Raw genomic sequence first — 12,122 nt, 5'->3', positions numbered from 1 at the left:
TTCGCACTATCCGATGCAATACTTAGCCGCATGACCACTGAACCCCTCCCCCTCGCCCGACCGAACATCCACGGGACGTTCGGAGCGTGTGCCTCAACACACTGGATCGCCTCGGCCGTCGGTCTGGGGGTGCTGGAACGTGGCGGAAACGCCTTCGATGCCGCGACGGCAGCGGCGTTCGTTCTCCATGTCGTCGAGCCGCACCTGAACGGGCCCGGCGGTGACCTCGTCGCGATCGTGGCCCCGGCCGGGGGTGAGCCGATCGTGCTGTGCGGACAGGGTCCCGCGCCGGCCGGCGCCACGATCAGCCACTACGCACGGGAAGGCCTCGCGGCTGTGCCCGGCTCCGGGGCGCTGGCCGCAGCGGTGCCTGGTGCCGTGGACGGTTGGCTGCTGCTCCTGCGCGACTACGGCACCTGGGAGCTCGGCGACATCCTCGAGTACGCGATTCACTACGCCGAGAGCGGACATCCCGTACTCGGCCGAGTCGTGGACGTCATCGCTGCTGTCCGGGAGCTCTTCGTCGACCACTGGCGCACGTCGGCTGACCTATGGCTGCAGCACAGCGCGCCGCCCCGCACCGGGGAGTTGTTCACCAATCTCGCCTACGCCCGCACACTGCGCCGCCTACGCGACGAGGCAATCCTTGCCGCAGGCCGTCGTGCCGACCGGCGCGCGGTCATCGACGCGGCGCGCCGGACCTGGGCGACGGGATTCGTTGCGCAGTCCATCCATCGTTTCGTGGCCGACACCCCGCATCTGCACTCGACCGGCGGAGTGCATCGGGGTGTCCTCGATTCGGCGGACCTGGCCCGCTACCAGGCGCACTTCGAGGCTGCAGTCAGCGCCGAATTCCGAGGTCATCGGATCATGAAGGCCGGTGCCTGGAGTCAAGGTCCCGTGCTGTTGCAAACGCTGGCGATCCTGGATGCGTACAGCGACGCGGAACTGGACGTCGACACGGCCAACGGGGTACACCTCGCAGTCGAAGCGCTGAAACTCGCGTTCGCCGACCGCGACGCCTACTACGGCGACGGGCTCAAGCCGGATGTTCTGGACACCCTGCTCTCGCCCGCGTACTCGGCGACCCGCCGACAGCTGATCGGCGAGCACGCATCCGTCGCGGTGCGTCCAGGTCACGTCCCCGGACTGCGCGCACCGTTCACCGCGGTCCTCGAACGGGCGGACGGACCGACGTCCGAGGCCGCCGGCGAGCCGACCGTGCGGCCCACCGGAGAGGTTCGCGGGGACACCTGCCACGTGGACGTCATCGATCGCTGGGGCAACGCCATCTCGGCCACGCCGTCGGGCGGATGGCTGCAGTCCTCCCCCACCATCCCGGAGCTGGGTTTCTGCCTCGGCACCCGGCTGCAGATGACCCATCTCGATGCGGCGAGTCCGTCCGCGCTCAGGCCGGGCATGCGGCCGCGTACGACACTGTCCCCGACCATTGTCACGACCGCCGACACGATCACCGCGCTCGGGACGCCCGGCGGGGACCAGCAGGACCAGTGGCAGCTGCTCTACCTGCTGCGTACGCTCACCGCCGGCTTCGGGGCGCAGCAGGCGATCGAGGCACCCGCATTCCACACCACGAGCTTCCCGGGCAGTTTCTGGCCGCGGACCTGGGAGCCCGGCGGACTCGTGATCGAGAACCGCGTCATGCCGGAACTGCTGGCCGACCTGGACGGTCGCGGCCATCGCATCACCCGATCGGGAGCCTGGTCGCTGGGCCGGCTGTCGTCCGTACGGCTGGACAGGTCGACCGGGCTCATTACCGCGGCAGCCAATCCGCGCGGTGCCCAGGGATACGCGGTCGGCCGGTGAGCGCGACCGGCCACGACCGCCCGGGGGTGCCGCTGCGGGCGATGCTGGGACGCCGTTCGTCGGCTGGGACGCACGCGTCGACGAGGGCTCGACGCGGCGCAGGATCCCTTCGCAGATGATGGCGATCTTCCACAGCCCGAGCGCGTGCCAGTAACGGACGGCGTCTTCGTCCCGGCCAGTGGTCGACAGGTAGGCCTGGACGAGTTCGGCGCGGGTGGCGAAGCCGGGTAGTACAGACGCGGCGAACAGTCCGGTGGAGCTGTCGTCGGCCTGGGGCCAGTAGGCGAGCATGCTGCCAAGGTCGGCGAGCGGATCGCCGAGGGTCGCCAGTTCCCAGTCGAGCACCGCCCGGACGTGCCCGTCCTGCGACGACGAAATGACGTTGCGGAGATGGAAGTCCCCGTGCACGAGCACCGTCTCCTGTTGTTCGGGAACGGCGCCGGCCAGCGTGTCGGTCAATCGCTGCAGAGCCGGCAGGTCGCGCGTCTTCGACTGGCCCCACTGGGCAGTCCAGCGCCTGAGTTGTCTGGGCGCGTACGGTCGGTGACTGGCGAGCCCGGCCGTGCGGAGGTCGGCCGCGTGGATTGCCGCCAGCGCCGCGATCATGCTGTCCGAGAGACGGCGGCGCCGTTCCCGCTCCAATCGCTGCGCGACGTCCAGGCGGTCGACCACGACTCCCTCAACGTGTTCCATCAGCACCAGCGGCACGTCGGTGATCCGCGGGTCCTGACAGAGCCCGTAGACGGTCGGGACCGGCACTGCGGTGTCGACCAGACTCTGCATGATCCTGGCTTCGCGAGCCACGTCGTGCGCCGACGCCAGCAAGGCGCCGAGTGGGGGGCGGCGCAGTATCCATCGCCCGCCCGAGCTGTCGCGTACATCGACGGTGATGTTCGACTGGCCGACACCGATGCGTTTGTACGTCAGCTCCGTCCCCGCGCCGATCCCCAGACTGCCGATCCACCGGGTGACTGCCGCCGGGTCGATGCCGAGGTCAGCCCGGCGTGACACCGCGGCGGTTCCGATCAGGATTGACGCGGGTCAGTTCGGACCGGGCGATCGTGCGCTTGTGTACCTCTAACCGGCGGGGCGCCGGGCTCAGGACACGAGGTGGGTCAAGGTGTGTGCCGGCGGCGGCACCTCCTCGACGGATCTGGCGCCCATCGGCGTGCTCGTCGTTGCCGCGCCGCGGTGACGGCTCGGTCGCGACTCATGGCTGGTAGACCAGTCGTCCGACGGTGTGTCCGTCCGCGAGTCGCTGCACAGCGTGCGGCAGTTGCTCGTGGGAGAGCCGCTCGCTCACCAGCGGCCGGATGAGCCCACGTTCGACGAGGGCGCTGAGCTGGATGTGGCATTCGCCCAGTGCGGCTGGCTGCCTGTCGGCATACAGGCCCCAATGCAGGCCGAGGATGGAGTAGTTCTTGACCAGCGCGTGGTTCAGGGCGGCGGACTGGATTTGGCCACTGGCGAAGCCGACGACGAGGATCCGGCCTTCGAAGGCGATGCACCTGGTGGAGCGTGTGTAGGTCTCGCCTCCGACCGGGTCATAGACGACGTCGGCTCCATGACCGGCCGTCTCGTCCTTCACGGCCTGTACGAAGTCGTCCTGGCGCCGATCGATCACCACGTCGGCCCCCATCGCTGTGGCCACCTCGGCCTTGGCCCCTCCCCCGACTACCGCGATGACACGGGCGCCGGCCGCCTTGCCCAGTTGCACCGCCGCACTGCCGACACCGCCGGCCGCCGCGTGGACCAGCAGGGTCTCGCCCGCCTGCAGGCGAGCCCGACGGTGCAGCCCGAACCAGCCGGTCTGGTATCCGATGAACAGCGCCGCGGCCTGGGCATCATCCAGCTGGGGCGGTGCCGGGAACGTCGCGTCGGCTCTCATGACCGCGAACTCACCGAACCCTCCATCGGGCAGCAGCGTGGTTCCAACGACCCGATCGCCCACAGCCGGGCCCAAGGTGCCGGGGCCGCACCCTACGACGGTGCCGCACACCTCCAGTCCAGGAGTGAACGGCAGCTCAGGCCGCACCTGGTACGTGCCCCGGCAGAGCAGGACGTCCGGGAAGTTGACAGCACTGGCGAGCACCCGGACCACGATCTGCCCCGCCGCTGCCTCGGGGACCCCGCGCTCAACGGGCTCAAGCACCGCCGCCGGCTCGCCGGCCCGGCTGACCTGGTAGGCGATCACGATTGCCCCGCTGCCTGGTCCACGCGCTGCTGGACGCGGTTCATCGCCGCCAGCCACGCGTCCCCGTCCGCCACCTTGGCTTTCGCATAGTCGGCGACCTGCGGGTGCGGCAGGACGAGAAAGCGATCGTGTCCCAGGGCGTGCCAGACGGCGTCGGCCACCTGGTCGGGGCTCAGCACACCGTCGTGGTCGAGCAGGTCCCGCCGGGTGTCGGCCGCATCCAGCATGTGGGTCCACACCCCCTGCGGGCAGACCGCCTGCACGACGATGCCCCGGTGCCGGTAGGTGGCTGACAACCATTCCGCGAACGCGACCGCACCATGCTTGGTCACAGAGTAGGCGGGGGTGACCACCAGTCGCCGGGTCTCGCGGCTCCGGGTGCTCAACGCAGCCCCAGGTCCCGGCCGATGAGCTCCTTCACGATCTCGTTCTACCCGGCTCAGATGCACGTGACGCGGTCGTTCCGCCACGCGCTGACCACCTGCCGCCGCGCCTCCCGACGAAGCGACGCGATCTCCGCCTGGCGCTCCGGCGTCATGGCGTGGAACTCGCTGCGCAGTGGACGGGGGTTCGCGCACGCCCATGGACAAGTCGTCTCCTCAGTGCCAAGGTAAGCAGACGCATACCTATGCAGTCGCTTACCTATGCAATCGCTTACCTCGCGCAAAGTCAACCCAGGGAGCCACCATGCCGAAGGCAGTCATCGTTGCCGCCCGCACACCGATCGGACTTGCCACGAGGGTGCGCTCGAGGACTTCAGACCCGCCCCGGTCCGGGATCGACATCGAACGGCTCAGCATCAACGGACAAATCCATCGGACTGATCAGGATGTGCGTCGGCGGCGGCCGGGGCATGGCACTGATACCGAGCGAATCTGGGGAGCGAACATGGAAATCAGTGAGCTGTTCCGGCTCGACGGGAAGGTGGCGGTCGTGACCGGCGCATCCAGCGGCCTGGGCGTCGCCTTCGCACAGGCCATGGCCGAAGCGGGCGCCGACGTCGACCTCGGCGCACGCCGGAGCGACCGGCTGGAGGATACTCGGCAGCTGGTTGAGCGGACCGGACGGCAGGCGCTCGCCGTCGCAACCGACGTCAGCGACCCGGAGTCGTGCTCAGCCCTCGTCTCCGCCGCGATGACGCGCTTCGGCCGCGTCGACATTCTCGTCAACAACGCAGGCGTCGCCACGGCGGTGCCCGCGACGCGCGAGACACCCGACGAGTTCCGCCACGTGGTCGAGATCAACCTCAACGGCTGCTACTGGATGGCACAGGCATGCGGGCGAGTCATGTAACGCGGCTCAAGCATCATCAACATCTCCTCGATCCTCGGCATCACCACCGCGGGCCTGCCCCAGGCCGCGTACGCCGCGTCGAAGGCCGGCCTGATCGGCCTCACCCGGGACCTCGCGCAGCAGTGGACGGGCCGCAAGGGCATCCGGGTGAACGCGCTCGCGCCAGGTTTCTTCACCTCTGGGATGACCGGCCAGTACCCGGCTGGATACATCGAGACGCAACTCAACCGCGTGCCCGCGGGCCGCAAGGGCTACCCGCATGAAGTTGCCGCAACAGCCGTCTTTCTCGCCTCGCCCGCGGCCGGCTACATCACCGGCCAGACCCTGGCGGTCGACGGCGGCATGACCATCACCTGATCCGAGCTTCCCCACACAACCGAGCACTTGGTTGTCGTCATTCTGTCGAATAGATGATGAGGAAGGACGTGTTGTAGACGGCGTGGAGGACGACGCCGGGCCAGATCGACCCGGTGCGGCAGAGAAGCCAGCCGCAGCAGAGACCGACGAGGAAGGCGGACGGAAACACGAGGTTGATGCCGTGCCAGAGAGCGAAGATGAACGCACTCACGAGCACGGTGACCCAGGTGCCCCAGCGCTGGAGGAAGCGGGCGAACACGCCACGGAACAGCACCTCCTCACCCAACGGCGTCAGCAGTCCGCCCAGGGCGATCGTGCCGAGCAGGGTGGCGAGGCCGGCTTCGGACGCCGCGCGCAGATCGCCCTGCGCGTCGTCGACGTTCGGATAGAGCGACGCGACGATCTTGTCGAAGGTCAGGATCACCGCCAAGCAGGCGGCAGCGAAGCCGACCGCGACGAGCAGCCACTTCGCGTCGACGCGGCGTATGCCGAACGCTCCGAGGCCGCGGATGCGTACCAGGACCACGACGGCGAACACGCTGAGCGGCGCCAGCCCGGAGAACGCGAGTTGTGCGATGCCCTCGAGCGCTGGCGTGCTCGCCGGGAATGCCACGAGCAGAACGATGCCGCCGCTGTACAGCACGATCGCCGCGATGAGAGCGACCCCGACCTCGAGCCAACCGGGCCGGACAGGCGTGGCCGTCGTCTGCGGGTCCGGGCCACCTGGACCGCTCAGTGGGTAGGTTCCGGCTGCGCGGTTCGGGTTTCCACTCATAAGATCTAGTGCAAACCCTGCCCCTGGGGCACGGTCAAGCGGCTCGGCCCGCCGGCGCCACGCGGGGCGAAGCCGATCCGGAGTCCTGGGCATCGGGCTATCGGGAGGTGCCGCCGCTCGCAGCGGTGATGGGAAGTTCCACGCGCAGGCTGGTGCCCGCCCCGCGAGGGCTGTGCAGAGCGATTCGGCCGCCGAGTGTCTCGACGCGGTCCTTGAGCCCGACCAGGCCGGTGCCGCCGGTGAAGTCGGCGCCGCCGATGCCGTCGTCGCGGACCGCGACGCGCAGGACGGCGTCGGCGGTGTCGGCCTCGACGGTGACCGTGACGGCCGAGGCGCGCGCGTGTTTGGCCGTGTTGGTCAGCGCCTCGGCGACAACGTAGTACGCGCTGACCTCGATGTGCTCGGGCAGCCGCCCCTCGGCGCGTATGTCGAGCTCGACCGGGATCGGTGAGCGGCGGGCGAGCACGCGCAGCGCGGCGCCGAGGCCGCCCTCGGTCAGGATGGCCGGGTGGATGCCACGCGCGATCTCGCGCAGCTCGTCCAGCGCGCCGGTCGCCCCGGCGACGGCTCCGTCGAGCTGTGCGCCGAGCGTGTCGAGCGCGGGCGGCATGGCCTCCTGCGCCGCGCGCAGCTGCAGCACCAGCGCGACCAGCCGCTGCTGGGCGCCGTCGTGCAGGTCCCGCTCGATACGCCGGCGGGTCTGGTCGGCGGTGGTGACGATCCGCGTGCGCGAGGCGGTGAGCTCCGCCCGGCTTTCGGTGTTGGCGATGGCGGTGGCGATGAGCTCGGTGAAGTCAGCCAGCCGTTGCCCGGTGTCCTGGGGCAGCCGTTCACGCCGCGACCCGACGCGCATGGCGCCCCAGACCCGGCCCTCGACCACGATCGGGCTGGCGACTGCCGAGCGGAGCCCGGCGGTGATGTCCTCCGGCGGGCCCGCCGATGTCAGGTCGTCTGCCAGGTGGTCAGCGTCGCGGCGGGCCGCACGGCCGGTGGCCTGGACCAACCCCATGGCCGAATCGGGGTCGGGCCTGCCGCGCGAGCCCGGCTGGCAGCGGTCGAGGCCGTGGCGTCCCATCACGGTCGTGTCCCCGTCCGGCTCGAACCGTACGATCGCTGTGCTGTCGGCGCCGAAGAGCGCGCCGACCTCATCGGCGACCGCGGCGAAGACGAGGTCGGGCCTGACCCCGCGGGCGACGAGTGTCGCCACTCGCCGCAGGGCCGTCTGCTCATCGGCGATCTGACGGAACCCGGCGTAGAGGTGGGCGTTGTCGAGGGAGACGGCGAGCTGGCCGGCGATGAGCTTGACGCCGTCGAGCCGTTCGGTGGTGAAAGCGCCACGGATGAGGCGGTTCTCGAGCAGCAGCACCGCCTGCAGCGTGCCACGGCTGAGGATGGGCACGGCCAGCAGCGAGCAACGGGTGACGTCGGTGAAGTACGGGTCGCGGGCGAAGCGCTCGTCGCGGGTAGCGTCGCACACGACGAGCGGCGCACGCATCCGCCGGGCGTAGCGCAGCACGGACATCGGGACTGCGCGTTCGTGGCCGGTTTCGAGGCCCGGACTGACCGGGATGACGCCGCCCTCGCCGCCGGGCGCGGGCAGCAGCCAGGCCTGCCGGTCGTCGCTCCACAGCAGCAGGTGTACGTCGGTGGCGCCGGCCATCGCGCTGAGCACATGGGCGACCCGCGAATGGAGCCCTTCGACGCTGGTCTCCGAGCTCAGCGCCTGCGACGCGGACAGGATGCCGAGCAGGTCGATCGTTCCGGTCGTCACAGTGGAGCGACGACGGGAACGATCGCGGCTCTGGTCGGCGTGTGTTCGCAGGATGGGGTAGGCCCAGTCGAGTTGGTCGACCTTCGCGGTCGCGCCCCATTCGAGGTACTCCTGGCGGGCCTCGGCAAGCAGGTCGTAGCCTGCCTGCTCGAGGCCGTGGGCGAGGCAGAAGCGGGCCGCGCGTTCGGTGATCAGGGCCTGATGCCATGGACGCTGCCGCTGGGCGGCCTCGCGCCGCGCGGCGTCGAAGCCGAGCGCCGCGGCGCGGAAGTCGCCGACCGCCCAGGCCCGCTCCGCTTCGAGCAGCCGCACGAGGTGCTGAAAGTTCTCCGGTGCGTCCGCGGCGCGGGCAGCCAGCCACTGCGTCAGCTCGTCCAGCTCGGACAGCAGAGCATCGCGCTCGCCGCCGTGGCCGGCACGGGCCTGACCGGCGAGGGCCAGCCCGCGCAGCACGCGTGCCAGGGCGGTCGCGTAGAACCCCTGGTCAATGGCCGGTAGCAGCATCGTCGCCGCGCTGTGCCGCGCCAGGCCGGCCAGATCATCGAGGATGGCGGCGGCGATCGCGCTGGTGATCTGCACCTGGAGCAGCGCCTGCGGGTTGTCGGCGTACCGGTCGAAGGGGGCTGCCTCACCAGCCGCGGCGGAGTTCTCGCCGCGCAGCACTCCGACCAGCCACCGGTACGCTTCGAGCCACTGGACGGTCTGCTCGCTGCCGGTGCGGTGCACGAAGGCCAGGCCGGCCCCCAGTTGGGTGACGAAGTCGTCCAGCGACGGTGTGCATTCCAGCAGGCCCGTCGCGGTCGTGTAGTAGGTGTATCCGGCGTTGGCCAGGTCGCCGCCGGCGATCAACCCTTCGCGGGCCCGCTGAGCCTGTTGGACACTGCTTTCGACCGGTTCGAACCAGAAGTTCAGCAGCGCGAACAGGAAGCGCGTGTGCGAAGTGGTGGGCTCGTAGCCGCGGGCCTCGCCCAGCGCCAGGAAGCGCCGCAGCGTCCGGTACGCGGCGGCGTAGTCGCCGCGTACCGTCGTCGCGGCGAAGCTGATCTGGTTCACCGCGCCGAGCAGGATCGGGGCGGGGCCGTGCTCGATCCAGATCCGCAACGCTTCCAGGCTCAGCCAGCTGGCCGTGGTGTGATCGGCGGCGATGTAGGCCGACGGCAGGATCGCGTGGATCAGGCGGCTCGCGGCGAGCAGCGTCGGGTCGGTGACTTCCGGCCGGGTCAGTTCGTCGGCCTCGTCGGTCTGGTCCAGCCACCGGTACATGGCGTCGAACCGGCGGTCGAGCTCCATCGGGAGCCGGTCCGCGGGCGGCACGGCGAAGCCCAGCTCGCGCAGCGACTTCAGACTGAGCTCGATCGCCTCCGCGAAGCGGTTTCGGTGGGTGAGGCTGCGCGTCTGCACCGCCGTGGCATCCGCACGGTCCAAGGCGGTGGTGCACAGCCCCTCGATCGTGCGGTACTCCTCGTCCGCCTCGTCCAGGCGGCCCATGCTGTACAGCGCGGAGTGGCGGCCGATGTGGACCTCGACGAGCACGGTCGGCTCATCCGGGTCGATCAGCCGTAGCGCGGCGCTCAGCAGTGCGTTCACCAGTGCGTAGTTCCCGGTCAGCCGCGCCTGGTCGGCGGCGCGCCGGAGCAGCCCCACCACCACCTGCCGCTCCGCGGGGTCGTCGACCGCGTCGACCACCGGCAGGTACTGCTCCGCCGCGACCGCGAACAACTCCGGCGCGGCCGCCAGCCGCCGCGCCATCGCCAGCCGCAGGGTCCGCAGCCGCTGCGGGCCGAGCCCGCGCAGGGTCGCCTCGCGGATCCGGTCGTGGTGAAACCGCACCGCCTGACGCGCCCCCGGCTCCACCACGAGCACCCCGTCGTCGAGGGCGGGCGCCAGCCGCTGCTCCACCAGGTCCGCCGGCTCGGCGGTGGCGGTCTGCAGCACGCCCAGCTCGACCCGCCCGCCAAGACACGCCATCGCCTCCAGCAGCTGCCGGGACATCGGCGGTATGGCATCAATCCGCGCCGCCACCGGCCCGCCAACCTCGGACCGGCCCAGGTGAGCGCACACGGCCGCCGCTTCCCATCGCCACCCGGCGGCCGTGGCGGCCAGCACGCCGTCGTGTCGCAGCGCGTTGAGCAACTCCACGATCTCGTACGGGTTGCCGGACGTGTGCGGGTTGATCACGTCGACCAAGCCCTCCGCAGCGGCTCGGCCCACGCGGAGCATCTCGGCAACCATGGTCACAGAGCCTGATACCGGCAGGTTGACCAGCCGCACATGCCGAACGCCGGGCTGTTGACGCCACCGGGACAGCGGCCCCGCCAGCGACTGCGCCGCGTCCACGTCGTCCTCGCGGTACGCACCAACCAGCAACAGGCCGTCGATCTGCTCCTCACCGAGCACGAGGTCGACGAAGCCCAGCGGCGTGCGCCCAGCCCACTGCAGGTCATCGACGAACATCACCACCGGTCGTTCCCGCGAGACAACCGCGTGCAGCACGTCGGCAGCCGTTCGCTGTGCCCGAACCTGTGCGGTCAGCGGATCCCCCTCTTCGGGCGGCACCGCCAGCAGCGCCGCGAACTCCGGCAGCACCGCACTCACATGACCCGCGTTCGCGCCGAGCACCTCCAGGATCCGTTCGCGAACCTTGTCAAGGTCGCCCTCCGGCTCGGCCAGCAGCAGCCGGCCCAGCGCGCGAAACGCCTGGTAGACCCCGTCGAACTCCAGATCCCGCCGGTACTGGTCGAACTTGCCTGCCACGAACCAGCCGTCGCCGCCCGTCACCACCGGCCGCAGCTGGTCGACCAGCGCCGTCTTGCCCACCCCCGGCGCCCCGCTGACCAGCACCCCGCGGCACCGGCCCGCCAGTGCGTCCGCGAACGCCACACGCAGCGCCGCCACCTCGTCATCGCGGCCCACCAGCCGCGACGGCGGCAACAACCGCAGCGGGACATCATGCTCGCCGATCCGCAGCGCAGCCGCCGCACGCGGATCCGAGTCGCGCAACCGCTCCAGGTCGTAGACCACACCGCCGGCCGTCTGGTACCGGCTGTCCGGCTCCTTCTCCAGCAGATGCATGATGATCCCGGACAACGGGCCGGGCACGGCTGGATTCAGCTCGGCCGGTGGCGCCGCCACACGAGCCAGATGGTCATGCGTGAGCCGCAAGGGGTCCCCGGAACCGAACGGCGGCGCACCCGTCGCCAACTCGTACAGCAGCGCACCCAGCGCGTACAGGTCGGCCCGCTGATCCACCGACCGGCCGGTACGCCCGGTCTGCTCCGGCGCCAAGTACGCCAACGTGCCGACGATCTCGGTGTGATGCGTGAACTCGGGGCGGATCTCGGCGAACGACGACGCCAACGCGAAATCCACCAGGCAGGGTGCACCGTCGCGGGAGATCACGACGTTCGCCGGCGTGATGTCCCGGTGCAGCACACCCCGCCGGTGCATCTCAGCCACCGCCCGGGCCAGCCCCACCGCGAGCCCGATCAGGTCGTCGACGGCCAGGGGTTTGGCCAGCCCGGCCAGGCAGGTGCCACCGACATCCTCCACCACGACCGCCCGCGGCCACCGCGGCGCCTCCACCAGCTGCGCGACCCCCGCGGCGCCGCGCAGCCGCCCCAGGATCGCCTGCTCGTGCCGCACGCGCCGCTGCGCATCCGGTCCCAGCGGTTCCTTGCGGATGACGGTGCGCCCAGCCAGGACTACCCGAGCAACGCGCGTGCGTTCGCTCTCGTGCAGTATTTCGGTCCGAGCGGGTGCGACTCGGCCGGGCGGCATCTCGCCAACGCCCATCCGACACCTCCGCGGACGGTCGGATCTCATCTCATACCGTATCAAGACTTATTTGCGGGCGAAGGCAACAGTTCACGACGCCGCGCGCCAGTGCTCGTACGCGGCGCGCCGCC

Annotated in this window: 6 protein-coding genes and 2 pseudogenes; 3 read left to right on the top strand and 5 right to left on the bottom strand. The window is 70.5% G+C overall.

Features of this window, described 5'->3' with window-relative positions; genetic code table 11:
- The first annotated feature begins 30 nt into the window (after positions 1-30).
- Positions 31-1,827 carry a gamma-glutamyltransferase family protein gene (locus tag ACQPY0_RS22645; RefSeq protein ID WP_432991980.1) on the top strand — a complete coding sequence of 599 codons (1,797 nt, stop codon included), beginning with the start codon at positions 31-33 and terminating at the stop codon, positions 1,825-1,827.
- A 279-nt stretch (positions 1,828-2,106) separates the two neighbouring features.
- Here the strand turns inward: ACQPY0_RS22645 and ACQPY0_RS22640 are convergent.
- The 3 genes and pseudogenes from ACQPY0_RS22640 to ACQPY0_RS22630 form a co-directional block, all read right to left on the bottom strand.
- A pseudogene (locus ACQPY0_RS22640) lies at positions 2,107-2,838 on the bottom strand (phosphotransferase family protein); the annotation flags it as partial.
- 199 nt (positions 2,839-3,037) lie between these two features.
- Positions 3,038-4,021, bottom strand: a complete 984-nt coding sequence (locus tag ACQPY0_RS22635) for an NADPH:quinone oxidoreductase family protein (RefSeq protein ID WP_432991977.1) — start codon at positions 4,019-4,021, stop codon at positions 3,038-3,040.
- Positions 4,018-4,374 carry an SDR family NAD(P)-dependent oxidoreductase gene (locus ACQPY0_RS22630; RefSeq protein WP_432991974.1) on the bottom strand — a complete coding sequence of 119 codons (357 nt, stop codon included), beginning with the start codon at positions 4,372-4,374 and terminating at the stop codon, positions 4,018-4,020. The genes ACQPY0_RS22635 and ACQPY0_RS22630 overlap by 4 nt, the downstream gene beginning before the upstream one ends.
- 54 nt (positions 4,375-4,428) lie before the next feature.
- On the opposite strand from ACQPY0_RS22630, the gene ACQPY0_RS22625 reads away from it, so the two are divergent.
- Together ACQPY0_RS22625 and ACQPY0_RS22620 are read left to right on the top strand one after the other, a co-directional pair.
- The gene (locus ACQPY0_RS22625) at positions 4,429-4,635 is read left to right on the top strand and encodes a hypothetical protein (RefSeq protein ID WP_432995964.1); all 207 of its coding nucleotides are present in this window, start codon (positions 4,429-4,431) and stop codon (positions 4,633-4,635) included.
- A pseudogene (locus ACQPY0_RS22620) lies at positions 4,604-5,671 on the top strand (SDR family NAD(P)-dependent oxidoreductase). The gene ACQPY0_RS22625 and the pseudogene ACQPY0_RS22620 overlap by 32 nt, the downstream one beginning before the upstream one ends.
- Before the next feature lie 37 nt (positions 5,672-5,708).
- On the opposite strand, the gene ACQPY0_RS22615 reads toward ACQPY0_RS22620, so the two are convergent.
- Positions 5,709-6,314 carry a lysostaphin resistance A-like protein gene (locus ACQPY0_RS22615; protein ID WP_432991972.1) on the bottom strand — a complete coding sequence of 202 codons (606 nt, stop codon included), beginning with the start codon at positions 6,312-6,314 and terminating at the stop codon, positions 5,709-5,711.
- A gap of 229 nt (positions 6,315-6,543) precedes the next feature.
- Positions 6,544-11,859, bottom strand: a complete 5,316-nt coding sequence (locus tag ACQPY0_RS22610) for an AAA family ATPase (RefSeq protein WP_432991970.1) — start codon at positions 11,857-11,859, stop codon at positions 6,544-6,546.
- Between the last annotated feature and the right edge of the window lie 263 nt (positions 11,860-12,122).

This window comes from Dactylosporangium sp. CA-233914, assembly GCF_050942935.1.
Classification (GTDB): domain Bacteria; phylum Actinomycetota; class Actinomycetes; order Mycobacteriales; family Micromonosporaceae; genus Dactylosporangium.
This window is presented reverse-complemented; position numbering and strand designations above follow the sequence as displayed.

What these genes read in the sequence shown, in the direction of transcription:
- ACQPY0_RS22645 (WP_432991980.1), top strand. Translation starts at nt 31, where the DNA reads ATGACCACTGAACCCCTCCCCCTCGCCCGACCGAACATCCACGGGACG.
- ACQPY0_RS22625 (WP_432995964.1), top strand. Translation starts at nt 4,429, where the DNA reads ATGAGCTCCTTCACGATCTCGTTCTACCCGGCTCAGATGCACGTGACG.